This window comes from Acidobacteriota bacterium (assembly GCA_026393755.1).
Taxonomy (GTDB): domain Bacteria; phylum Acidobacteriota; class Vicinamibacteria; order Vicinamibacterales; family JAKQTR01; genus JBAXOX01.
On the sequence record JAPKZO010000004.1, the window covers coordinates 31,992 to 57,105 of the forward strand.

General features: G+C 65.3%; 19 protein-coding genes. 5 read left to right on the forward strand and 14 right to left on the reverse strand.

Annotated elements, in window-relative coordinates; translation table 11 throughout:
• Positions 1-92: 92 nt before the first annotated feature.
• Positions 93-1,418: an ATP-binding protein gene (locus NTV05_01125; protein MCX6542995.1), complete on the forward strand. Its 1,326-nt coding sequence runs from the start codon at positions 93-95 to the stop codon at positions 1,416-1,418.
• Here the strand turns inward: NTV05_01125 and NTV05_01130 are convergent.
• The 8 genes from NTV05_01130 to NTV05_01165 all read right to left on the reverse strand — a co-directional run bounded on the left by NTV05_01130 (position 1,382) and on the right by NTV05_01165 (position 9,270).
• Complete coding sequence (locus NTV05_01130) at positions 1,382-2,674, reverse strand: dicarboxylate/amino acid:cation symporter (protein MCX6542996.1); 1,293 nt, start codon at positions 2,672-2,674, stop codon at positions 1,382-1,384. The two genes, NTV05_01125 and NTV05_01130, sit on opposite strands and share 37 nt — an antisense overlap.
• Positions 2,671-3,183, reverse strand: a complete 513-nt coding sequence (locus tag NTV05_01135) for an alpha-IPM isomerase (protein ID MCX6542997.1) — start codon at positions 3,181-3,183, stop codon at positions 2,671-2,673. Before NTV05_01135 ends, NTV05_01130 begins: the two co-directional genes overlap by 4 nt.
• Positions 3,180-4,451 carry an aconitase/3-isopropylmalate dehydratase large subunit family protein gene (locus NTV05_01140; GenBank protein ID MCX6542998.1) on the reverse strand — a complete coding sequence of 424 codons (1,272 nt, stop codon included), beginning with the start codon at positions 4,449-4,451 and terminating at the stop codon, positions 3,180-3,182. Before NTV05_01140 ends, NTV05_01135 begins: the two co-directional genes overlap by 4 nt.
• 14 nt (positions 4,452-4,465) lie before the next feature.
• Positions 4,466-5,557 (reverse strand): alanine--glyoxylate aminotransferase family protein, encoded by a 1,092-nt coding sequence (locus NTV05_01145; GenBank protein ID MCX6542999.1) that lies wholly within the window; start codon positions 5,555-5,557, stop codon positions 4,466-4,468.
• Positions 5,557-6,270 carry an RraA family protein gene (locus NTV05_01150; protein ID MCX6543000.1) on the reverse strand — a complete coding sequence of 238 codons (714 nt, stop codon included), beginning with the start codon at positions 6,268-6,270 and terminating at the stop codon, positions 5,557-5,559. Before NTV05_01150 ends, NTV05_01145 begins: the two co-directional genes overlap by 1 nt.
• Before the next feature lie 63 nt (positions 6,271-6,333).
• A complete protein-coding gene (locus tag NTV05_01155; GenBank protein MCX6543001.1) occupies positions 6,334-7,728 on the reverse strand; it encodes an MlaD family protein in 1,395 nt (464 codons plus the stop codon).
• On the reverse strand, positions 7,712-8,479 hold the full coding sequence (locus NTV05_01160; GenBank protein ID MCX6543002.1) for an ATP-binding cassette domain-containing protein: 768 nt from the start codon (positions 8,477-8,479) through the stop codon (positions 7,712-7,714). The genes NTV05_01155 and NTV05_01160 overlap by 17 nt, the downstream gene beginning before the upstream one ends.
• The gene (locus tag NTV05_01165) at positions 8,476-9,270 is read right to left on the reverse strand and encodes an ABC transporter permease (protein ID MCX6543003.1); all 795 of its coding nucleotides are present in this window, start codon (positions 9,268-9,270) and stop codon (positions 8,476-8,478) included. The genes NTV05_01160 and NTV05_01165 overlap by 4 nt, the downstream gene beginning before the upstream one ends.
• Before the next feature lie 223 nt (positions 9,271-9,493).
• On the opposite strand from NTV05_01165, the gene NTV05_01170 reads away from it, so the two are divergent.
• Entirely contained in the window at positions 9,494-10,855 is a 1,362-nt protein-coding gene (locus tag NTV05_01170; GenBank protein MCX6543004.1) for an MFS transporter, read from the forward strand.
• Between the two features lie 77 nt (positions 10,856-10,932).
• On the opposite strand, the gene NTV05_01175 is transcribed toward NTV05_01170, so the two are convergent.
• From NTV05_01175 to NTV05_01200, 6 genes are all read right to left on the reverse strand, one after another.
• A complete protein-coding gene (locus NTV05_01175; protein MCX6543005.1) occupies positions 10,933-12,468 on the reverse strand; it encodes a SpoIIE family protein phosphatase in 1,536 nt (511 codons plus the stop codon).
• 186 nt (positions 12,469-12,654) lie between these two features.
• Entirely contained in the window at positions 12,655-13,365 is a 711-nt protein-coding gene (locus tag NTV05_01180) for a DapH/DapD/GlmU-related protein (protein ID MCX6543006.1), read from the reverse strand.
• A gap of 6 nt (positions 13,366-13,371) precedes the next feature.
• Entirely contained in the window at positions 13,372-16,260 is a 2,889-nt protein-coding gene (locus NTV05_01185) for a M14 family zinc carboxypeptidase (protein ID MCX6543007.1), read from the reverse strand.
• A gap of 151 nt (positions 16,261-16,411) precedes the next feature.
• Positions 16,412-19,246 carry a prolyl oligopeptidase family serine peptidase gene (locus NTV05_01190; GenBank protein MCX6543008.1) on the reverse strand — a complete coding sequence of 945 codons (2,835 nt, stop codon included), beginning with the start codon at positions 19,244-19,246 and terminating at the stop codon, positions 16,412-16,414.
• A gap of 78 nt (positions 19,247-19,324) precedes the next feature.
• On the reverse strand, positions 19,325-20,467 hold the full coding sequence (locus NTV05_01195) for an ABC transporter substrate-binding protein (protein MCX6543009.1): 1,143 nt from the start codon (positions 20,465-20,467) through the stop codon (positions 19,325-19,327).
• Positions 20,467-22,425, reverse strand: coding sequence for an ATP-binding protein (locus tag NTV05_01200; GenBank protein ID MCX6543010.1), 1,959 nt, complete (start codon positions 22,423-22,425; stop codon positions 20,467-20,469). Before NTV05_01200 ends, NTV05_01195 begins: the two co-directional genes overlap by 1 nt.
• A gap of 166 nt (positions 22,426-22,591) precedes the next feature.
• On the opposite strand from NTV05_01200, the gene NTV05_01205 reads away from it, so the two are divergent.
• The 3 genes from NTV05_01205 to NTV05_01215 all read left to right on the forward strand — a co-directional run.
• Positions 22,592-22,879, forward strand: coding sequence for a hypothetical protein (locus NTV05_01205; GenBank protein MCX6543011.1), 288 nt, complete (start codon positions 22,592-22,594; stop codon positions 22,877-22,879).
• 222 nt (positions 22,880-23,101) lie between these two features.
• Positions 23,102-24,343: a hypothetical protein gene (locus tag NTV05_01210; GenBank protein MCX6543012.1), complete on the forward strand. Its 1,242-nt coding sequence runs from the start codon at positions 23,102-23,104 to the stop codon at positions 24,341-24,343.
• A gap of 157 nt (positions 24,344-24,500) precedes the next feature.
• The coding region (locus NTV05_01215; protein MCX6543013.1) for a carboxypeptidase-like regulatory domain-containing protein at positions 24,501-25,114 on the forward strand (614 nt) is incomplete at its 3' end.

Here is a 25,114-nt window from a genome sequence, read left to right on the forward strand (position 1 = left end):
CGGTACTAAACGCCACATGTGGCCTCGCGCTGAGGCTTGTTGTGGCACAATGTGTCCTTGACAAAAGGACACATTGGCCCTAACGTGGAGTCATGAGCCTTCACCCGGTTCTGGCCGAGAAGCTGAGCGCGGCGCTGGCAGACGCGCCGCCGGTCGGGTTCACGCGGCGGGATGTTCGGCTGCCCGCGGTGACCGGTAAGGCGCACGCCGTGATCGGGATGCGCCGCGCGGGAAAGACCACGTTTTTGCGTCAGTTGCTGGGCGAGCGCCGGGCGGCCGGGCCTGCAGAGCGGGCGGTCTACCTCAGCTTCGACGACGACCGGCTGGCGGGGCTCGAACTCGACCAGCTTGGCTTCCTGCTCGAAGAGTACTACCGGCGTTACCCTGCACTGCGTGGGCGCGAGACGGTGTACTGGTTCCTCGACGAGATTCAGTTCGTTCCCGGGTGGGAACGCTTCGTCCGCCGCGTGTTGGACTCCGAACAGGCCGAGATCGTCGTCTCCGGTTCGTCGGCACGGATGCTCTCGCGCGAGGTCCACACGTCGTTACGTGGTCGCGGGATGGCGACCGTCATACGGCCCTTCAGCTTCCGCGAGTTTCTGCGCCACTGCGGAGACGAGCCGCGGCGCGAATCCCGGCGCTGGACGGCGGCCGAGCGGTCGCTCGTCGAGAAACGCTTTCGCGAGTACCTCGCCGAGGGCGGATTCCCTGAAGCACAGGGGCTATCGACGACTCTCCGGATCGAGCTGCTGCAAGGCTACGTGGATACCGTTCTCTTCCGCGACGTGGTCGAGCGTTACCGGGTGTCGCAGGTGGCCGCGCTTCGCTGGCTCGTGCGGCACTGCCTGCGCAGCCCTGCGGGGAGCTTCAGCGCTCACCGGCTGCATCAGGATCTGAAGGCACAGGGGCACGGCGTGGCTAAGGACGCCGTACACTCGATGCTCGGCTACCTCCTGGATACCTTTCTGCTGAGCGCGGTGCCGCTGGCCACCGACTCGGAGCGCCAGCGCAACTCGAACCCGCGAAAGCTCTATCCCGCGGACCCTGGTTTCATCAAGGCCTTTGACGCTAGCGGTCGCTCGAACGTCGGCCACGCGCTCGAGAGCGTCGTGCTGAACGAACTCGAGAGGCGCGGCGCCGAGGTCGGCTACGTCAAGACGAGCGACGGGCTGGAGGTGGACTTTCTCGCGCGCCGGCCGGTCGCCGGAGACGAACTGATCCAGGTGTGCGCGGACGCGTCGTCTTCCGACACGCTCGCTCGCGAGTTGCGGGCTTTGGCCGCAGCAGCGAAGGACCATCCGCGCGCGACGCGTCGGCTGCTGGTGCTCGATCGCGACGCGCTCGCCCGGGTCGACACGCCAGGGGTCGAGGCGCAGCCGGCCTACGAGTGGCTCCTCGGGGCACCGGACGAAGACTGAACAGGGACATCAGCCCGCTGTTCGCACCGGCCGACATAGACGGCGCACGTCAGGCTGCTCGTCAGATTGACGGTCGTCCGCAGCATGTCGAGCAGCCGGTCGACCCCAAGAACCAACGCAATCCCGGACACGGCGTGAGGCCCGAGGCCAATCGCGTTCAGCACGACCAGCGTGGTGACCAGTGAAGAGCCAGGGACTCCGGCGCCGGTGATCGCCGCGAGCGTGGCCGCGAAGACAATCGTCACGCAGGTCGCCGGCCCCAGACTGATGCCGTACACGAGGGCGATAAACACCGCCGTCGCCCCCTTGTAGACAGCCGCCCCATTCAGATTGAGCGTCGTGCCAAGCGGCAGTACGAAGGCGGCCACCTCGGCAGGCACACCGAGGTTCTTCGTCGCAACCTCGATGCTGACCGGCAGCGTTGCGCTCGAAGACGAAGTCGAGAACGCGACCAGCAGGGCCTTCGCGGCGCCCCGGACGAAGTCGAACACCTTCATTCGCGCAAGCCACCTGACCGCGACTGCCAGCACGACAAGGTGGAGTGACAGGCCCGCGACGACCACGAGGCAGTACACGATCAGATGGCGGAGCAGGTCGACGCCGAACCGGGCGACCATGGCGCCAATCAGCGTGAACACGGCGTAGGGCGCCAGCGTCATGACCCAGCTGATAACGACCATGCAGGTGTCGTTGAGGCCAGTGAAGAACCGCACCATGCCCTGGCGCCGCTCCTCCGGAATCTGGCTGGCCGCCGCGCCGAAGATCAGCGTGCAGATGACCAGCGGCAGCAACTCCATCCGGGCCGCCGCTCCGAAGGGGTTCTGCGGGATCATCGACAGCAGCAGTTGAATCAGTCCGGGCGCGGCATTGGCAGCCGCCGCTCGGCTCGCGTTGCCCTCAAACTGGGCGGCAAGCCCGTCCCGAATCGCGGGATCGAGTCCCTCACCAGGCCTGACCAGCAGCGCCACCGACATCCCAATCACGGCCCCGATCATCGTCGTGGTCAGAAAGAAGCCGAGCGTCCGGCCGCCGAGCGTCCCGAGCCTGCGGCGCTCGCCAAGGGAGGCCATCGCCACAAACACGCTTCCGACAATCAGCGGCACCACCACCATCAGAATCAGGTTGATGAACAGGGTGCCGAGCGGCTCGATCGAGATGAGCGCCCGAGCGATCCAGTCGCCGCCCGAGACCTGGGAAGCCACGCCGCACAAGGCGCCCGCCAGCAGGCCGATGAGGATCTTCGTGTGCTGTTTCATGGAATGGTGAAGTCGTGGCGCTTCCGGAAGTACGGGACGAGTCCGCCCTCGTCAAGGATCTGGAGCACGATCGCCGGAAGCGGATGTCCGTCGATCCTCCGGCCGTCAGTCCGATCGACGACTCTTGCGCCTCTCTCCTCGATCAGGACCTGGAGCCGCGCGCCGTTGGCAATCCCGGTGGTGTCGCACTCGATCGGAATCAGGCCGTTATTGATCGCGTTGCGATAATAGGTGCGCGCGAAACTCCTCGCCAGCACCGCGCGAATGCCGGCGGCCAGCACGGCGGTCACCGCCACCTCCATCGCCGAACCGCAGCCGAAATTCCGTCCCGCCACCAGGAGATCGCCCGGCCTGATGGAAGCGGCCAGGAGGGGATCCACCGATTCGAACAGGAAGTGCCGCAGCACGCCAGGATCGAGCGAGTCCTTCTTCCGGCTCGACGAAATGATGTAGTCGGTGTTCACGTCATCGCCGAGGACAACGGCGCGGCCATCGAGTTCAATGGTCATGTCAGCGCCTCCGCGAACTCGCGCGGGTCGGTGATTCGGCCTCTGACAGCCGATGCGGCCGCGGTCGCAGGTGACGCGAGGTAGATCGACGCGGTCGCGTTCCCCATCCGGGCCTTGAAGTTCCGGTTCGCCGTGGAGATCACGTTCGCGCCGCGAGCGGGAATGGGAGGAGCGGTGCCGCAGCACGGCCCGCAGCCTGGGGGAATAATCGTCGCGCCCATCGCGCCGATCCGGTCCAATGTGCCGTCGGCGCGCAGTCGCGTCTCGACCTCGCGCGACGCCGGCGCGATGACCACGTGAACTCCCGGCGCAATTCGCCCGGCGGCCACGAGGATACGGGCCGCCTGATGGATGTCGCAGACCCGGCCGCCCGTGCAGGTGCCGACGAGGACCATGTGGACCGGCGTCCCGGCCGCCTGGCCGACGGCAACAACCCGATCAACCTGATGAGGCATCGCAATGCAGGGTTCGAGTTCGGCCAGATCGAGCTGAATCCGGCTGGCATAGACCGCGTCGGCGTCCGGCTCGATCGGCGTGAAAGGCTCGCCGGCGCGGGAGGCGAGGTAGCGTTCGGTTTTCGCATCGGCGCGAAAGATTCCCGCCTTCGCGCCCATCTCGACCGACATGTTGCTGAGCACGAGCCGATCCTCGATCTCGAGGAGACCGGCGCCCGGTCCGTCGAACTCGAGCGCCTGGTAGGCCGCTCCATCTGCGCCAAGACGCCGGGCCAGCGCCAGCGCGATGTCCTTTGCGTACACCCCGGCCGCGGCAGCCCCGGTCAGCGTGATCTGGATCGTCTCTGGCACCCGCAGCCAGATGCGTCCGCTGATCATCGTCGCGGCAAGATCCGATGAACCGATGCCCGTCGCGAACGCGTTGAGCGCGCCTCCGGTCACCGAGTGGCTGTCCGCCCCGACGATCAAGCCGCCAGGACGCGTGCGTCCCGATTCGACCATCAGTTGATGACAGACGCCGTCACCGCAGTCATAGAGGACCGCGCCGTGGCGGGTCGCGAATTCCCGGGCGCGCGCCTGCAGGGAGAAGGTCGCCGCCATCGGGTCGGCCGCGTAGTGGTCGAACACGAACACGAGGCGCGCCGGATCGAAGACGCGGCGACCGTCCATCTGGTCGAAGTAGTCGAGCGCCATGGGAACAGAACCGTCGGTCCCCATCGCGACGTCCACGTCGCAGATGACGAGGTCTCCGGCACGGGCATCGCTGTGCGAGGCGCGCGACAGGATCTTCTCGCTGATGGTCTTACCCGGCATGGTCGAAGACTGTACTACCGCCCGGCCGCGCCCAACACCTCTGCCAGCGCGTCCATCGTGCGATGGACATCTGCAGGGCGAATGTCGCCCATGTGGCCGATGCGGAAGCACGTCGGTTCGTAGCGGCGCAGCCCAGGCCCCACCAGGATGCCGCGGGCCTTCAGCTGCTCGCGAATCCGCGCCGGGCTGACCCCGTCCGGCACGCGCAGCCCCGTCAGGGTCGGCGACAGATTGGTCAATCCTGGACACTGTGGCGACAGCCCGAGCGAGGCGGCGCGACTCCGCGCAATGCGGGCCATCTCCGCGTGGCGCGCGAAGATCTGGTCGAGCCCCTCGGCCTCGATCAACTCGAGCGCGGCGTTGACCTGGGCGATCAGATGGACGGGTGTCGTGCTGGGCGTCTCGGGTCTCGTCCGGGCGAGCGTCTTCCTGATGGCCTGGAAGTCGAAATAGGAGCGAGGCAGCCGAGCCGTCGAATACGCATCCCACGCGCGCTGGCTGATAGCGACGAAGGCGATGCCGGGGCTCGACATCAGGCACTTCTGCGAGGCGGTAATGGCGAGGTCGACTCCCCACTCGTCGAAGCGGAAGGGCGTGCCGCCAATCGAACTGACTCCGTCCACCATCACAAGCGCGCCTGCGCGCCCGGCGACGCGCGCGATCGCCGCGACGTCGTTCAGCGCGCCTGTCGATGTGTCGCTGTGCGCGAGGAGCACGGCGCGCGCGAAGGGGTGCGCGCGGAAGGCGGTTTCCACGTCGGCCGGATCCACCGCCACGCCCCAGTCCGGGCTGATGCGATGGGCAACGACGCCAAACGCGTCGGCAATGTCTGCCCACATCTCGCCGAACACCCCGTCGCAGCAGACGACGATCTCGTCTCCGGGCGAGCACAGGTTGGTGATCGCCGCCTCTAGCGCTCCCCTGCCTGTCGAATGGACTGGCAAAATGTCTCCGCCCGTCCCGAACAACGGCCGGAGTTTCTCGATGACCGACCCGAGCATGCGGCCGAACTCGTCGGTGCGATGGTGAATCATCGGGATCGCGCCGGCCGCCAAAACCCGCTCAGGCACTCGGGTCGGCCCGGGGGTCATCAGCAACAGCTCCATCACACCACTCCCTTCGCCCGCAGCGTGTCGTTGATCTCGGCCTTGAACACGACGCCGCCGCGAATCTCCGCGACGCGTCTGGCCTCGCGCTCCTTCAGCGCACGGACCAGCGTGAGCACCTGTTCGGCATCCTCGCGCGGCACGACGACGGCACCGTCGTCGTCGCCGACGATAATGTCGCCGGGCCTGACGACCGTGTTGCCGCAGGCGATCGGGACGTTAATCTCACCAGGGCCGTCCTTGTCGCAGCCCCCGGCCGACACCGATCGGCTGAAGGCCGGAAACCCGAGTTCCGTCAGGGCGCTCACATCCCGAATGGCGCCGTCGACGACCAGACCGCCCAGTCGCGCCGCGATCGCGGAGTTGCCCATCAATTCGCCGAACACGGCGCTGGTGGTGTTGCCGCTCGTGTTCACGACGATGATGTCGCCGGGATGAGCAACCTCCATCGCCTTGTGGACCATCAGGTTGTCGGCTGGGCGCGCCATCACCGTAACCGCGACACCGCATAGAGGCAGTCCGGTCCGCATCCTGATGCCGGGATCCATGAAGTGAAATCGCCCCATCGCGTCGGCGAGATTTGACGAGGCCAGCCCGACAAACTGCTGAACCAGCGACGGATCGGGGCGATCCGGATCAGTGAAGATCCGGAAGCCTATTTTGCCTGTGTGCTGAATGATCGGCCCCTCCTGTGTCGGGCCGATAGTATACACAAGGCCGGCCTGAGGCGTGCCCTGCACGGCTGGATGGCGCAGGCGGCTGGCTCGCGCGGCGGATTATTTCTTCAGGAGCACGAGGGCAACGCCGTCCCCGTACGCCGCGACCGCTCCCATCGGCATGGCCCCGACGTAGTCCGGACTGAGCGCGAATTTCCTGATGAGGTACGTCCGCACCTTCATTGCACGCTCACGCGAGCGCAGGAACTGATCGTCCAGCGTGCCGGCCACGACATAACCTTCCACGATGATCGCGCGATCCTTCGTGAACCGCAGGAAGTTCGCCATCACCGCGTCGAGTCGTGCCTTTCCCGCGTCCGACAATTCCTCCCCGCCTCCGGCCTTGAGCGCAAACAGTTCGTCCTGCCGCATCCAGACCCGTTGCTTGGTCACATTGCTTTCGAACTGCTTGGACTGATACTCGACCGGAGAGAGGCTCCCGAGATCGTAGAAGCCGCGGTCCTTGAAGAACCCGCGGAAGAAGAAGCTGTGTTTCAGCGCCTCCAGATTCTCGGCGAGATCCGACATGGCCTCACGGGCGCTGCCGAGCGTGGCTCGGAGATCTGCGCCTGCGCCGTCCCCGCCTCCTGGCCCCGGTTGGAAGGCCGACACCAGCACCTTCACGCGCTCGGACGATTCGCCCACATTCTTCACGGTCCGCTCGATGTCCGCCGGCATGTCTCCGGACTTGAATCGCGACACCAGGGCCCTCACGTCCGAGGACGCCTGGCCGACGTTCTCCATCACTCGTTGGACCTCAGTGGCCGAGGCCGACAGACTGTTGTACACCGCGGGATCGTTCACGAGTCTGCCCAGCGTGCCCTCGCCGGCCCGGACGCGCGCCAGGATCGCGCCCGCATCCTCGGAGATTCTGCTCACCGCGATCGTGAATCGATCCATCGGATCCTGAATGGCGACGACGATCTGATCGACATGCTTCGCCGTGTCGGCGACGGTCTGCGTGGCGTTGGTAACGTCGCCCTTGACGGCGCCGACGGTCATGTCGATGTTCGAGACGGTGCTCCGGATTCTGGCCAGGAGATCGCCAATCTCGAAGGGCTCCCGACTCGGGAGCGTGCATCCGGGCGGCGCCAGCGTGGTGGTCCCGATATCCACCAGCAGAAACTTGTTTCCGAGCAGGCCATCGGTGGCGATGCTCGCGACCGAGTCGAGGCGAACGACGGAAAACAGCTTCTCGACGATCTTGAACTTCACACGAAAGGTGGATTTTGGCCCCCGGGGAACGCGGATTTCGATCACCTCGCCTGCGTTCATGCCTCCAACCCGGACCTTCGCTCCAACCTCGAGGGCGCTGACCTGCGCAAATTCCGTGTAGTACTCGTGGCTCGCGGAAAACAGCATGCGCCGGTCCCCGATCAGGAACAGGCCCAGCCCGAACAGCAGCAGGCCTCCAATCACGAACGCTCCCATCGCGGCTCTATCCGTGGATGCCATGCTCGCCCTCCGTCGCTGAACTCATGAACTGCCGGACGATCTCGTCCCGGCTCCGGTCCAGCTCGTCGGCCGTGCCCTGGGCGGCGATGTGTCCCTTGTGCAGGATGATCAGGTTGTCGCCGAGGCTTCGCGCGCCGGGCACGCTGTGTGTCACAACCACCAGCGTCGTGCGGCTCGACGACTTCAGGTCCATCAGGAGCGCGTCGATTTCCCGCGTCGTGATGGGGTCGAGGCCACTGCCTGGCTCGTCGACAAGCAGGATGGACGGCTTCAGCGCCATCGCCCGCGCCAGCCCCACCCGCTTCTGCATGCCTCCCGACAAGTCGAGCGGCATCTTGTCGAGATCGGCTTCGAGCCCGACGTCCGCCAGCCTCTCGCGAACCGAACGCGCGATCTCCGCCTCGGACATCCGTGTGTGGCGGCGAAGCGGAAACGCGACGTTGTCGGCGACCGAGAGCGAATCAAAGAGCGCGGAGTACTGAAAGAGGAACCCCATCGTCTTTCGCACGTCCACCAGGCCGGCACTATCGAGGGCTTCAATCGGGGTCTGGTTCACGTAGATGTGTCCGGCATCCGGCTTTAACAAGCCCATCAGCAGCTTCAACGTGACGCTCTTTCCAGTCCCGCTGCGCCCCATGATGCAGCACGCGGTGCCACGAGGCACGTCGAAGGAGACGTCATCCAGGATCACGTCGTCATCGAACGCCTTGGTCACGTGGTCGAAGCGGATCGCGGGGCCGGCCGGAGTCATAGCGCACCAGCCGGAAACAGCAGGAAGATAATCCGGACCAGGATGACGTTGACGACAATCAGGATCATCGATGACATGACGACGCTGCGCGTCGACGCCCGGCCGATCCCTTCGGATCCGCCCGTGGTCGTGTATCCCAGGTAGGCGGACACCGTGCCGATGATGAAGCCGAACACGACGGTCTTCAGCGTCGGCAGGATGTAATCCATGAAGCCGATGTCGGCAAACGCGGCCTGGAGATAGAGCCGCAACGACACCTGCGACATCGCCGTCTCGGCCAGGAAGCCGCCAATCATCCCGGAGGCATTCATGACCGTCGTGAGAATCGGCAGCGCGATCATGCAGGCGATGATGCGCGTGACCACCAGGTAGTGGAACGAGTCCACGGCCAGCGATTCCAACGCGTCGATCTGCTCGGTCACCCGCATACCGCCGAGTTCGGCGCCAATGCCGGCACCCACGCGCCCGGAAACAAGCAGTCCAGTCATCAGTGGGCCGGTCTCGGCGATCAGCGACGTCGCGAGGGCCGCCGGGATCATCGCGGCCGCGCCGAATCGCTCCATCGTCGCCCGTGTGTGCATGGAGAGCACGACACCGATGGCGAACCCGGAAGTCATCACCAGCGGCAACGAGCGCCAGCCGGCCATGGAGATCTGATGCGTGACTTCTCGAAGCTCGAAGGGCGGCTGGAACGCCACCCGGATGGCTCTCATCGCAAAGGCGCTGATCTGTCCTGCCTCTGACACGAATAGCCTGACCGGGCCCGGCGGGGCGTGTACTGAAGTCGCCATAGTCGGTGTAATTATCCCGCCTCGATCGCAAACGGGCTGTGCACAAGTGCACAGGGCTGCCGCTTGGCGGGCGGGCACCAGAGGTGGTCAGAGTTGTTTGACGGCGCTCGACCCGGTGAGGTTATCGGCGTTCCGCCATCCAGAGATCGCGCGTGCCGGGTTCGAACGGTCTCCTGGCTCGCCCGCGCCGCTCCAGGGACCGTCGTGGTAGTCTCCCCCAAGCATGACGACCGCCCCTGACGCGCGGCAGGCCCATTCCGAATCAGCCGCACCGAACACGCCGCGCAAGATCCCCACCCGCGCGGTCGTCAGTTGGGTGCTCTACGACCTGGCCAACACGATCTTCTCGATGGGCGTCGTGTCGGCGTATTTTTCGCTGTGGGTGCGCCAGGAAGTCGGGGCGCAGCGGGCCGACTTCGTGTACGGGATCATCACGGCCATCTCGATGGGGATCATCTTCGTGTCGTCACCGCTGCTGGGGGCGATGACCGACCGCGCCCGGCGCCGCATGCCCTTCCTCGTCATCAGCACCCTCATCTGCGTCGGGTTCACGACCCTGCTGGCGCGCGGCGGCTTCTATCTGACGGCGCTCTTCTTCATCATCGCGAACGTCGGCTACCAGGCGGGCCTGCAGTTCTACGACGCGATGCTCCCAGAGGTCAGCCACGAGGGGAACCGCGGCAAGATCAGCGGCATCGGGGTGGGCGTCGGTTATCTCGGCTCCTATATCGCGGTCGGTCTCGGGATGAAGCAGGTCTTCGGGTCGGCCGACCTGCCGCTGCTCTTCACGATGATCGCGATCTTCTTCCTGTTGTTCTCAATCCCCTGCTTCGTGTTCGTGAAAGAGCGCGGCAATCCGCATCCACGTCCGGTGTTCAGCCTGCGGATGGTGCGCGAGTCCACGCGCGAGACGATTCAGACGTTCCGATCTGGAAGCGCGTATCCGGGCCTGGTCCGGTTTCTGGTCGGGCGGGTGTTCTACACGGATTCCATCAACACGGTCATCTCGATCATGTTCCTCTACACGATCAACGTGGCGATGAACACCGGCCTGACCCAGTCGGAGGGCGAAGAGGCGGGCAAGATGATCATGATGACGGCGATCACCTTCGCGGTCGTCGGCGGCTTCGCCTGGGGATGGCTGGTGGACCGGATCGGTCCGAAGAGAACCCTCAACTATGTCCTCTGCATGTGGACGGGCGTCTTCCTGCTCGCGGCCGCCATCGGTATCTTTGGCCTGCCGCTGCAGGTGCTCTACGTCGTCGCCTGCTCGGCCGGCGTCGCGTTAGGCGGCGTGTGGGCCGCGGATCGCCCCTACATGCTGCGGCTGACGCCCCCCTCGCGGATAGGCGAGTTCTATGGGCTCTACGGCATGGTCGGGCGGTTCTCCGCCATCACGGGACCCCTGATCTGGGCGGGCGTGACCTGGCTGACGGTCTCGGTCATCGGCCTGCCCCCACGGGTGGGACAGGGCATCGGCGTGCTCGTGCTCCTTGGGCTGATCGGCCTCGCCTCCGTCATTCTGCAGCCGGTGACGGACACGCCCAGACAGTGGACCGAATCGGAGCGGGGAGAGACTGGCTGACGCCGCTTCTCCAGCTCCGCCGATGGGCCATCCATCTTCGCGCGGACGCGACAACAACTGGCTTCAGGTGGCAAGACCTAGGCGCAATCACCCACCTTGCACACCACGGCCGTCATGTCGTCGCACTGCGGACCATCGCAGAACTCGCGGGCCGCGCGATACACGTGATTGACGATCTCGGCAGCCGGTTCGTGGATGTGCCGCCGGATGACCTCCAGCGCCCCGAGCGACCCGAACGGCACATCATCGCGGGTGAAACTCTCGCTGATGCCATCCGTGATGAGCGCCAGCACGTCGCCTCGCTGCAAGTCCGGCGCGACAACCGATTCGTAGACCTGCTCGGGAAACAGGCCAAGGGGCACGCCCGTGCTGGTGATCTCGCGCTTGATGTCGCCGCAGGCCGACAGCAGATACCCCGTCGTGTGGCCCGCACTGGAGTAATGCATCGTGCGGGTCTGAGCGTTGAGGCATGCCAGCACCAGAGTGACGTACTGCGCCTCGGCAACCTCGGTCAAGAGATTTGCGTTCATCTGGGCCAGGATGAGACCCGGGTCGGTGTGTGAACCGGCAATGGTCCGGAGCGCTGCGCGCGTCTGAACCATGACCAGTGCGGTGTCGAACCCATGACCGCTGACATCTCCCACGGCCAGTCCCAGGCAGCCGTCTGGCAGCGAGAGGAAGTCGTAGTAGTCGCCGCCAGTCTCGTCCGCCATGAACGCCGAGCCCGCCACGTCGAATCCGCAGATTCCGGGCGGTGCGGCCGGATGCATCCGCTGCTGGACCGACCGCGCGAGTCGAAGCTTCTGATCGCGCTCGAGCGATCGGCGCATTTCGGTCAGGTCCTTGCCGACCGACACGAAACTCGAGATGCGCCCGGCCGAATCCACGATGGGGGTGATCGTCTGTTCCGAGTAGTAGACCTCACGGCTCGCCTTCTTGCGGTTGATGAGCGTTCCCCGGAACACCTCGCCCCGGAGCAACGTGCTCCACATCTGGGAGTAGAACTCGTCGCTGTGAAGCCCAGACTTCAAGACCTGCGGCGTCTTGCCGATCATGTCTGCAGGCTGAAACCCGGTCACGCGCTCGACCGCGGGATTGACGTACTCGACGACGCCGCGGGGATTGGTGACGATCACGGCGTCGGCGGTCTGCTCAACCACCGTTGACAGAAACCGCACGCGCTCGAGTTCGCGCCTGCTCGCCGTGACGTCCCGGAAGACGATGACACCGCCGGTCACCTCACCGGCATCGCCCCGCAAGGGACTCGCGTTGATGCTGAGCCAGACCCCATCCGACTCGTCCCCGTTTCTGATGAACACGGAACTCTCCGCGACCGTTTCGCCGCGAAGGGCTCGGGCCAGCGGAAGTCGCTCGGGCGGATAGGGTGTGACCATGTCATCGAGAAAGGCGCCGTACGAAGCGGTCCACTTCGAGATCGGCACCTGCAGGGGACCCTGGCCGAGGATGCGGCGTGCGGCCGCGTTGAAAATCAGGAACCGGCCGTCCAGGTCGGCGACGATCACTCCATCGTTGATGCTGTCGAGCAGCGCGGTCAGAAAGGCCGCGGTAGGCTGAACTTGGGAGGTCATGCCGTTGTCGGAGCCTGTGGACATGCGGTGTATTCCCAGGGAGATATTAAATCATACCATAATGGTCGGCGTTTGACAACTGGAGCATTTGCCGCCGGGCACGCTGCGCGGACCGCGGTCTTCTACAGCTACTCTGCCGCGCTCGCGGAGCCGGCATCCGGCACTTCAGTCACTCGGATCAGCCTGGGTGTGGGCGGCGGCCAGGCCGCCCTACTTGATTCGGCGTGCGGGAACGCCGCCCCATGACTCTCCCGCGCCGATGGTCGTGCCCTTGGTCACGACGGCGTTGGCGGCGACGGTCGCCCCGTCACCAATGGTCACGCCCGGAAAGATCACCGACATCACTCCAATCGTGACGCGGCTCCCGATCTTCACTGGCGCCGTCACGAGCCGGCCGTGCTCGGCCGCATGAGCGACCAGCGTCACATCACCACCAATCACGGAGTCGTCGCCAATCTCAATGAGGTTCGAGTCGCCGATCACACACGTATTGATCTGGACACGCCGGCCGATGCGCATCCCCATCAGCCGATGAAAGAGCGTGAGGAACGGCGTCACCCTGAGAAAGTTCATGCACGTGTAGCGCACCATCAGGATGAGGGCGTTGTAGTTGGCCCACCTCATCGCCTTGAACGAGTAGTACGGAAACGAGCCCAGAGGCGCACCTGCGCTCGTAACGACCCGAAACGCTCCCACCACAAACACGACGCAGATCGCGTACGAGAAGTACACGCCCCAACCCAGACAACACCCCGCCAGCACACGGGCCAGCGGCGGCCAGCCCGCCGTGGCGTCCCACGCGTGGAGAGCCACGTAGGCGCCAGGCGCGGTGGCGATCCCGCCGAGTATGACCATCTGGACGTACATGCCAAGGGTGGTCACTACGTGGATCGGGGTCGCGAAGCGTTCGAACAACGACATACGTTCTTACTGCTCCGGCGCGTCGGGAGCGCCGAGAATCGCCTGCCAGTTGAGAATCGCATTCCACAGCAGGCGGTAGTCCGATCGGTTCAGGTCGCGGTGCAGGGGATTGAAGTTGAACGCGATGACGTGACCCCGGCCCGCCGGCACGTCCAGAATCGCCGGCCGCCCCTCGAGCACGTCCTCGCCCTTGGCTCCGCCGCTGAGCACCATCGGCGCGGGCTTCGCGGCTTCGTCCGCTGCGCGGCTCTGGCTGGCGCCCTGGTCTCCACGCTTCGCGGCGGCGGCCTCCGCGTCTTCGCGCTCCTCCTTGGGCAGACGCGTCCCCCACTGCAGCACGATCCACTTGCGATCCGCGCGGCGCACGGTATAGGCAGGCTCCGATTCGCGAAATGCCGACGTGGTATTCGGATACCCGTAGCGGATCGGATGCTCGGAGCGAGTGAAGCTGGCGGTGAGTTCAACGCCTGGCGTCCACACGGCCCCGCCTCCTGGCGCCGCCGACACACTGCGAACGAGGCCGCCCTCGATCGGAAGCGCGGAACCGTTGCCAAGAGTCACGAATAAACCGCCATCTGCGAGGAACTGCTGCAGATTCGCCATCCCCACCCAGCCGATGCCGCCCGTGATGTCGTCCGACGCGTCTGGCACGCCGTGACTCGGAAACTCCGCGGTCCGCGTGTAGGCCATCGGCCCGAACTTGGGATCGATGCCGTGAATCTGCTCGGCGAGCGCGAGACCGGTCTGCCCGTAGAGAATCACATCGAACTTCTGCTTCAACCCGCCAGCCTTGATGTCGTCGTCTCGGATGTACGAGTAGGGAATGTGTTGGCGATCGAGCGTGAGCCGGATCCAGCCGACGTCCTGCGTGTCGGCCCAGGTGTGCCACACGGCGAGCCGCGGCAGCGGAGCCCGGTGGCTGGGCACATCGGGAACGGCAGCAACGGCGGTGATGTCGAGCGCCAGTTCGTGCGCCACATCAGAGAGGGCAGCCCCGACGCCTGACTGCGCGGGCACGATCCACGATCCTGCCGGATACTCGACGTCGCCAATCTTGAAGGGGCCTTCGGCGATGGACACGTCAAAACGTGAGAGCCTGCTTCGCGCAGCCAGCAGCGCTTCCTGGCCGGTGTCCTTGATGATGAATACCTCTCCCTGACCGGTCACGCGGCCTTCCACGGCCACGTCTCCGCCGGCGACCGGTTCGGTCTGCGCCTGCTTGACCGACTCGTCGTCTATGCGCGCCGCGGTCACGCCGAAGTGCACGGGCAGCGCCCAACTGATGTCGTCGTACGGCTTGAATTCGGCATCGGCCGGAAACTTCTGCGGCAGCAGCAGATCCACGGCGTAATTGCGGTACGGCTGATCGAGCCGGACCAGATACGTCCCGGCCGGAAACGCGCCCTCCTTGACCGAGAGCGCCGCGGTCAGGCGCGACACCTCAATGCCCTGCCGGCGCAACATGTCAACCATCTGCGCCACCCGCCGCCGGTCGCCCTGCTCCGACGGAATGGCAAACGCGTACGGAGCCTGCGTGACGCCCTTCTGCCATGAGTTGTAGCCCTTGCGGTAGAAGTTGCGGAGCATCTCCTTCCCGTTGCGCGCCGTGTACGACAGAATCGACAGACACGCGGTCTCCATGTAGTTGGTGTTGTCGCGCAGGGACCAGGAGAACCGGGCCGGCGGCGGCAGCGGCCGGTACCACTCCTGACCGGTCACCGGCTTGCCGAGGTACTTGCGGTTGGTGATAGTGCGCTGCACGGTTTCGGCGGTGGCATTTCCAAATGTCTCGTAGCCGCGCCCGATGGCGTTGTGGTTGGTGGCCACCGATTCCATATAGTGATGGCCGAACCCCTCACCAAATGCCCAGGTCCAGACGCCTGGCATGCCAAACCCCGCGGCGGAGCGCACCTCCTCGAACGACATCTCCATGAACTCGCTGATGACGATCGGATCCAGGTTGGGGTTCCAGGGGCCGGTGCCGTTCCAGGTCTCCAGCAGCGCGATCGACTCGTGCAGGTCGTGCACGACGGTCGGATGATAGTCGAAGAACATCCGGCTCACGGCGCGCGTCGACTCGAGCGCCTGCTGGTGCGAGTCGCGGTTGTTGTCGTGGTACACGTAGTGGCCCCAGTACGGCGGGGACACCTCGGGCAGATTCTCAAAGTCGGTGCGGCCCTTGAGGTATCTGTAGAACCATTCGACAAACCGGTCTCGCCCGTCGGGCTCGGACACGGGATTGATGAGCACGATGGCGTTTCGACGGATCGCCTGGATCATCGGCTGGTCTGACACGGCGAGGCGATACGCCAGCTCCATCACCATTTCGGGACTGCCCGACTCGGTCGAGTGCAATCCTGCGTTGAAGTAGTAGATCGGCCGGGCGGACTCGATGATGCGCTCCGCCTCCTCGGGTGATGTTCTGCGCGGATCGGCCAGCGCCGCTGAGGCGGCCTTCGCCTTCGCGAGGTTCCGGATGCCGTCCTCGTCTGCCACCGCCACGAGTAGGATGTCCCGCCCCTCGTCGGACCGGCCAATCACCTCGACGCGCACGCGAGGCGTCGCCGCTGCCAGCGCCCGGAAGTACCCGTAGATCTTCGTCGTCGTCGACAGTTCGCCCGCGGCTCCGACGATGTGGCCGAGGAACCTGGTGGGTGAAGGGACGGACTTCGCATCGGGAACGTAGGCGACCCATGGGCTGACGAACCGCTTGTCTGTCGTGAAGCGCGCGATGCTCTCGACCGAACCCGGTTCCGGCACATCGGGGGCGAAGGCGCGGGCGGCGTCCGGCGCCGGTGTCGTGGCCGCTGGCGGAGCCGCCTGCTGCTGGCCGCCGACGGATGGACCACCGAACATCGCGAACGCAGCCGTGAGTACCAGGAACCGCCGCATCATGAATCTCCTTCCGCAGGATTGAACGCCGCAGAATGTCATAGACTCCGCCCACCCGGCCTGAGGGCGTGCCGCCGATTCACCGAGTGACGCAGGTCGCCCCGCGGATACGGACGCCGTGCGGGGGCGGACCAGCGTCCGACATCAATCAGGCCTATCGCCTCAGGTAATCCTCGAACAGCTTGAAGATGCGCTTGTATTCGTCAGCCCAGCTCGTTTCTTCCGTGAAGCCGTGATTCTCCACCGGATAGGGCGCCACCGACCAGGTGGTCTTTCGCAATTCGATCAGCCGCTCGGTCAGCCGCACGGTGTCCTGGAAGAACACATTCGTGTCCACCATGCCGTGACAAATCAGCAGTTGCCCCTTCAACCCCTCGGCGAAGTAGATCGGGGAACTGCGCTTGTACGCCTCGACGCTGGTTTGCGGCAGGTTCAGAATCGGGGCCGTGTAGCTGTGATTGTAGTGCGCCCAGTCGGTCACGGGCCGCAGCGCTGCGCCAGCGGCGAACACATCGGGAGTCGTGAACATCGCCATCAGCGTGAGGAAGCCGCCGTAGCTGCCACCGTAGATGCCAATCCGTTTCGCGTCGACCTTCTCGGTCGCCACAACGAACCTCGCGGCGTCGACGGAATCTTCCAGGTCCTTGCCGCCCATGTGTTCATAGATGCCGGTGCGCCAGTCCCGACCATAGCCCGCGCTCGCCCGGTAGTCGGGGCAGATCACGACGTAGCCGCGCGACGCCAGCAGATTGTGGAACAGGTGCTCGCGGTAGTAGCTCGAAGGCCAGGCCTTGGTCACAAACTGCAAGTATCCCGCGCCGTGGACGAAGACGACGGCCAGGTGCTTCGGGTCGCGTTTCGCGCCAATCATCTCCGGCGTGTAGAGTCGCGCGTACACGATCGCGCCGTCGCGCGCCTTGTACGTGACGATCTTCGGATCGATCCACTTGAAGGACAGGAAGTCCTGGGTTGGCGAGGTGGTGACCTGCTTTGGCTGGGCGCCTGCCGCGAACGGCATCACGAACAGCTCTGGCGGTTTCGTGCTCGACGAATAGACGACGGCCAGCGACTTCTCGTCGGGCGATACGGTGACGTCGTGCCCGCCGGTTGCCGTCGTGATTCGAGTGGGGGCTCCACCGTTTACCGACATCGTGTAGAAGTGGCGCTCACCCGGGTGCACCTCGCTCGAGGCGAAGAAGATCCTGCTCCGATCGTTCGACAGCCGCGCGCTGGCCACTTCCCACTTGCCCGAGGTCAGGGGCTTCGCCACCGGGGGCGCCGCGGTCACGTCGAGCGAGTACAGGTGCATCCAGCCGTCTTTCTCGGCCATGAAGATGACACGTGCGTTGTCGGGCAGCCACGCCAGTCCGGCGCCGCCACCGCCTCCGAAGCCGCCCCCGCCAGTGGCCGTGGCGACCGATCCCTCCCGGATCCAGGCGTTGTCGTGCAGGTTGTCGATCGCGGTGGCCTTGCCGGTGGCCGGGTCTATCGTGACGAGCCACCGGTCCTTGTTGTCCCGTGCTCGCACCGCGGTGACGCATCGGCTCCCATCGTCTGAACAGTCGGGAACGCCCCAGTCGAGGATGCGCGGCCCCGCGTTCGCCTTCGTGGCGTCCGTCGGTTTCGCCGCTTCGGCGGACTTCGGCGCGTCGCCCGCCTTTGCGACGTCCGTCGGTTTCGCCGTTTCGGCGGACTTCGGCGCGTCGCCCGCCTTTGCGACGTCCGCCGGTTTCGCCGCTTCGGCGGACTTCGGCGCGTCGCCCGCCTTTGCGGCGTCCGTCGGTTTCACGGCTTCGGCCGGCTTGATGGTCCGCTCGCTGCCGGCGAATGCGCTCCCGTCGGCCCAGGCCACCTTGTTCTGCTTCAGGTCGAGGATGGCGAGCAGGCGGCGCGACTGTGAATCGCCGACGTTGGAACGGCCGTTGATCATTTCGGGATAGGCCGATTCGGTGACGTAGTTCGGCACGTCCTGGTTGCGAGCCGCCACCTCCGGCCGTTCGGTCACGCCGATGAACACGTAGTTCTCGTCGGCCGACAAGATCATGTCGGTGACGCTCTGCCGGGCGGCCAGTTGAAATCTCGCGATAGAATCGGCCGGCCCGCCTCCGGGCCCGCCGGCGCCGCCGCGACCTCCCCGTCCGCCGCCCATGCCGCCTCGCCCGCTCTGCTGGCGCAGATCTGCCTGCCGCTTCAGGTACTCGATCAGCTTCAGCTCTTCGTCGCGCATCCTCCGCTGGGACTCGGTAAGCGTCTGGTCGCCGCCGCCGCGACCGCCCTGCCCTGCCGCACCACGCCCGCCCGTCAGGCCAGATCCCCCCGTCGCGCCCCGGCCGCCCGCAGAGGCGGAAGCCGCAGCCTCACCGGCGGGGGCCACGACGTCGGTCAGCTGTACTTCTGCCGGCGCGCTGCCGCTGCCGTCGAGCGTCATCAGAAACAAGTTGCCGTCGCGCATAAACGTGATCGCACTATCGCCGCGGGCCCAGCGCGGACTCGATTCGGCGGCGGCGGTCTTTATCAGGAGTCGGCGCGCGTGGGTGAGCATGTCATAGATGACGATGTTTCCGCCCTCGGCGGTGAGCAGCCGCTTGCGCGTCCGGTCGGCCCGGCCTGTGATTCCGGCAGTCACCTGCCGCGCCTCTTCTTGGCTGAGCACCTTCAGATCGGTCCCGTCGCGATTGACGGCGTAGGTGTTGGCGCGATCCTCGGTGAACTTCTGCCACGAGAAGTAGAGTTTCGAAGAATCCTGCGCCCATCGGATCGCTGACGGCGCGTTGCCCACCAGCTTCGGGCCGCGCATGATGTTGTCGATGGAGAGCGTAAAGGGGACCGGCGGTTTGACCGGCGTCGTCTTGACGGCTCCTGCCGCCGCGACCTGGGCCTTCGACTGAGGCTGGCCGGCAACCGGTGGTGTGGACGGAGGTTGCTGCGCGCCGACAAACAGATTCCCGACGGCACAGGCACAGAGCACGGCAAACAGGATTCGACGCATCGAATGACCCTCGGTGAGTGGACGGACACGCGTGCACCCCGAACGCCGGGGCGACGGCTCCGCGCATGATACACCGCTCTACTTCACGGCCAGGGTCTTCAGGATGCTGAACTGACCGTTCCGGATCTCGGACACGTAGAGCGGGCGTCTCGCATCGTGGTCCGCGCCGAATGTAAACGTGCCACCTACACCGTGGACAGGAATGCGATCCTGGATGAGACGGTCGAGATAGGCCTTGATGCCGGCCCTCGAGTAGCCGCCCTGGAGCACGGCGTCCCGAAGCAGAAAGACCGCATCATAGGCAAACGCCTGGCCGTAGTCCGGATCGCTGCCGGTGAGTTGGCGGAACGCCTTGGCAAACCGCTCGGCGCGCGGATCGCTGTGGTCGAGGCTGAAGAACTGCGAGACGCGAACGCCGTTGGTCAGCTCCCGACCAAGCCTTGCGACAGAATACTGCGCAAGATTGTCGCCCCCAATCAGGTCGACCGAGAGACCGGCCTCGCGAATCGCCCGCACAGTCCACACGGCCGCCGCCGCGCGCTGGAACAGAACAATCAGATCCGGCGGCGTGCCCCGCTTCATGCCCACCAGCGCCGAGTGAATCATCTTCCTGTCATCGTCATCGAGCAGATTCCGATGCATCACGGACGAGACAATCTCCGCGCCGAGTTCACGCGCGCGCTCTTCGAACCGGTGATCCAGGCCGCGGCCGTAGTCGTCGTTGACGAAGAACACGGCTATTCGCCTTTTGTGCCAGTCGCTTACCGCGTAGTCGGCCAGCGCCGGCCCCTGCGCCGCATCCGACAGGCAGAGCCGGTAAGTCCAGACGCCGATGCTGGTAATGGCGGGATTGGTGGCAATCGTGACGATCTGGGGCACGCCGCTCTTGTTGTACACCGCCGCGGCCGATAGGGTCGACGCACTGTCGCTGTGCCCGATCACGGCGAGCAGTTCGTGGTCCCCGACAAAACGATCCGCCAGGTGGAGCACCGTCACGGGGTTGAATTCGTCCTGGATCCCGCTGAAGTCGAGTCCGGCCAGTTCCAGCGGAACGCCACCAATGCCGCCCTCTGCATTGATCTCCCGGGCGGCCAGTTGGACCGCGGCGTGGGTACTGGCCGTCATGCCAATGCCGAACACCACGCGGGACGGCCGCGCCTGGCACGCCAGCGCCGTCAGGCCGATCGCCACGGTCGTCACCAACGACAGACGTTTCATCATCAGGTCCTCTCCGACGCCAGCACCTGACGCACCACGTCGGCATAGTCGGCAAATCGGAACGGCTTCTCCACCCGCAGCACCAGGGTCCGCTGAAAGAAGTCACCCTGATTCATACCAACCAGGTCGCCTGACGCGAACACGAACCGCCGCGCGAGTCGTGGCCGGTTGAGGCGAACCCACTCGTAGAGCTGGATGCCGTCGACGGGCCCCGGCATTCGGACGTCGGAGATGATCAGATCGACGTCATTCGCCTCGAGGTGGCGAATGCCTTCGGCGCCCGTGGCCACGCCCGTCGCCTGAATGCCGAGTTTCGCCAGGTAGGACACCTGCAGCCGCACCAGCATCTCTTCGTCGTCGACGACCAGAGCACGCCGTTCGGACGTCGTACCCGGTTCGCGGCTGGCTGGCTCGGGTGACGGCGGGGCCGGCTGAGCGTTCTTCGCGACGCTGTCAGGATCGCCGACAGGCAGTGTGATTGCGACCCGGGCACCCTTCTCCCAGTTGCCCGCGAGAATCTCGCCGCCGTGCTCCTCGACAATCCCGTAGCACACGCTCAGCCCCAGCCCGGTGCCCTGGCCAACGTCCTTCGTCGTGTAGAACGGATCGAAGGCCTTGACCGGATCGCGGAACCCCGGTCCATCATCCGCGAACTCAATGGCCACACTGGTGCCGATCCGGCGCGTCCGAACCCAGATGGTCCCTGCGCGATCTTCCCCGCGGATGGCGTCGTGCGCGTTGTTCAGGAGGTTCAGCATGACCTGCTGCATCTTGCTGCGGTCGGCGCTCATCACCGGGTTGGACGGGTCGAACTCGCGCACGAGCGTGATGTTGCGCGTGCCCAGTTCGTACTCCCGGAGGCTCAGCACCTGATCCACCATCTCGTTGACGCCGACCGCCTCCAACCGCGGCTCCTGCTGGCGCGCGAACTGGAGGAGGTTGGCGACAATCTTGCGGCACCGTTCCACCTGTGCGTCCGCCTCGTCGAGCAGGCCGATCGCCTTGGCGTGGTCGCCGCCGGGGGTCAGCTCCATCTTCGCCAGTTCGGCGAAGCCCCTGATCGTCGCAAGCGGGTTGTTCAACTCGTGGGCGACGCCGCTGACGAGCAGCCCCACCGCCGACATCTTCTCGGCCCGGCTCAACTTGGCCTGGACGTCATGGAGCTGCTTCGCCCGGTCCTCCACCTTGCGTTCGAGACCGGCATAACTCTCGGCCAGCGACTCGGCCATGAAATTGAAACCTTCGGTGAGTTGGCCGAACTCGTCGGCAACGCGAACCTGAACGCGGGCCGTGAGGTCGCCACGCCGCATGCGGTCCGATGCAGCAAGAAGCTCGCTGACCGGCCCGAGAATCCTCCGGCGCAGCACGACCGTCGAGACCACCGCTCCGACAACCGTCAGTCCGATCAACGTGAAGAAGGCCGCCAGACCCCGATTCCCAAGCCGCTCGAGGTGGACCACGACGTCGCGGAGCTTGGCCAACTGGAGCGCACTCAGCTGGTCGAATTCGGTCCTGATTTCGTCGTGGAGTCGATAGAGCCGCTGGACGCTGACGGCGACCTCGGCGGACTTGCCGGCGGCCAGTTCGGAGGCGGCCTGCATCGACAGGAGATTGGAATCGAACTGCAACGCCTTGGCCCGCTCGACCGTGAGGCGTTCCTGAACGCCGATGTCCAGCTTCAGGTACTCGGTGTACCTCTCGCCGAGCCTGTAGTTCAGTTCCTTGAGGTTTTCGGCAAACCCAGGCTCGCGCTGAACCAACTGCCGTTGCATCTGCACGAGGTGTTCGGCGTTGCCCCGGGTGAGCTGCTGGCTGAGTGTCGAGGTCCGCTGCAGGTTCTCGAGAAGGCTGGTGCCCTGTGCAGAGACGTTGGCAAACTGGTAGGCCAGGGCTGCCGCCACAGCCAGAACCAGCAGCGACACGGATGACACAAGGATGTTGAACTGCCTCGCGATCGTCATCGACAGCGCCTTCTCCCGGGAGGGCCGGCGTCAACCCGTCCCGACAGTTACGATTCGTTGCTGAAAGTGGTCTGAGTCTAGCAGAAAACCGCATTGCACACTTCCTGTCCCGCGAGCCGCGGCACGCCCGAATTCGGCATCGACGGGGTGCTACCATGCGCCCATTATGCCCTTCCAACTCGATCTCCCGTCGACACTGCAGGACGCGAGGACGTACCGGCTGCTGTCGTGGTACCAGTTTGTGTATTCGCTCTGCGGGCTGGTGCTCGGACTGGCGTGCCTGATCGGGGGTGTGCTGCTGTTTCTGAACAGTGTGGCCGGCTCTGCCAGCTGGACCGCGCAGATCCTCGGCGCGGAGAGCCGGGTGTCGGACGCGGCTCCCGGCGCCATCCTGTTCGTGGTCGGCCTGTTCGTCGTCCTGGCCACCCGGTTTACCGTCCGCGTCCAGAAGTGACCCCTGTCACGAATTTTTCCAAACTTCGACGAGCACCCTTTCGTCTAATATGGACAACTGTCTCCGCCGTCCGCGCCACGCCCCCAATGGACAGCGGTCTCCTCCCCCGTACGGGGGTTGTCGCACGTTGTGTGAGTGCGTATAAAGTGCTCCCGTCACTCTTCGCGATAGGCCGGAGATGTGACCCATTCACTTTTCGCGTCTTCAACAGCGAGGGATTCGATGCGTGTGATTCTGAGCGTGGGTGTTGTGCTGTGCCTGGTGGCTGGCGTCGTCGCAGAACGCGTCGACCCGGTGGTCGACGCAGCGAGCGTGCTTGCTGCGGCCCGCGCGGCGCTCGGTGGCGAGCAGAAGCTGGCAGCAGTGACATCGTTTACTGCGACGGGGCGGACACGCCAGCTGCGTGGCAACAATCTGGTGCCAATCGTCTTCGAGATGTGGTGTGAACTGCCAGACAAGTACGTCCGGAAGGACGAGATTCCCGCGCAGGAATCCGACCCGACGTCCAGCGGCTTCAATGGCGACAGTCTGATTCAGATCCCGCCGCCGCCGCCGGCTCCGCCGATGGCGGCCCGGCCCGGCGCTCCAGGACCAGCGACTCCCGCAAAGCCGGCTGCCGGCCCCGCGACTGGCGCACCGGCGCCAGCCGCTCCGCCGCCCGGAGCCACAGCCCCGCCACAAACAAGCGCGACAGCGCCGGGCGGAACGCGGCCAGCGTCAGGTGATCCGCTCGCCGCGGCAGCGGCGGCTGCGACTGCGATGTCGGGAAGACCGGGTGGGACGCCGCCAACTGCTGGCGGACCTCCATCTGGTCCACCGCCAGATCCGCGCAAGGCGCGAGTCACGACAGTCAAGCAGGACTTCGTCAGGCTCACGCTGGGAATGTTCGCCGCGTCGTTCAGCAGTTATCCAGTCACCTTCAGGCACATCGGCCAGGCCGAGGCCCCGCAGGGCAAAGCCGATGTGCTGGAAGTCAAAGGCGCTGGCACATTCCTGCTCAAGCTGTTCATCAACAGTGGGACGCACCTGCCCGTCATGGTGAGCTGGACGGTGCCGGCGACCAACGTCGTCATCAAGACGCCCGACCAGCCCGCCCCCGCGACCCTGCCGCCTGGGTCGATTGTCGTGGAGGCACCGGCGGCTCCGCCAGCCACCGCACCCAAGGAAGAGTTGGCCAAGTACGCGCAGGACATCATGGCGCTGCGGAAGCAAGCCCTCACTAGCAGGCTCATCGAGCACCGCGTCTACTACGCAGACTATCGCGACATTGGCAACGGACTGAAGTTCCCGTTCCGCCTGCGCCGCGCCGTGGCCGGCGACACCATCGAAGAAATGACCTTCGATGAGTTCGCCATCAACAAGAAGATCGACCCACCTTCGATGAGTTCGCCATCAACAAGAAGATCGACCCTAGGCGATTTGCTCCCCTCAAGTAGCCGGAGCGCTGAGTCCTTCGATTCATAAGTTCGGCGACGAACGTATTCCCTCATCCCTCGACCTGGCTCGGGATGACCCTGAGCCGGTCGAAGGGTCAGGACTCAGTGCTGAGCGAGCAGGGTGACTGAATTGGGTTCCGGAGAATGCGCTGCCGTATTTGTGAGTCGAAGCACTGAGAGGCTTTATGATTCGTCGTGCGATCATTGCGGTTCTGCTGTTGTTGGTCTTCGCCAGTCTGCCCGCCGTGTCGTCGGCTCAGACCAAGCCGGCGCCCACGGGCAAGCTCATGATTACCGTTGTCGATCAGAGCCGACTGGTCATCCCGAATGCCACGGTGACGATCGTGGGCATCGACGACACGACCAAGAAAGCGACAATTGCTCCAGCCAAGTCATCGGACAAGGGCGTGTCGACGTTCGAGGGGCTCGCGCCCGGCCGGTATGCCGTGAGCGGGGAGTTCCCCGGGTTCGAAATCGGCGCCATTAACGACCTTCGCGTCAAGGCCGGCGACAACAAGGGCGTGCTCGTGCTGCCGATGGCGAGGTTGACGGAGGAGATTACCGTTGGCCGCGACAAGCAGACGGTCGCATCGGATCGCGGAGCGACGTTCGGGTCGGCGTTGACGCGCGAACAGATCGACGCGCTATCGGACGATCCGACCGAGATGGCGCGGCAGCTTCAGGACATGGCTGGAACCGGCGCGACGATGCGCGTCGACAGCTTCGAGGGTGCGCAACTGCCGCCGAAGGCGATGATCAAGGCCATCCACATTACCCGCGACTCGTTCGCCGCGGAGAA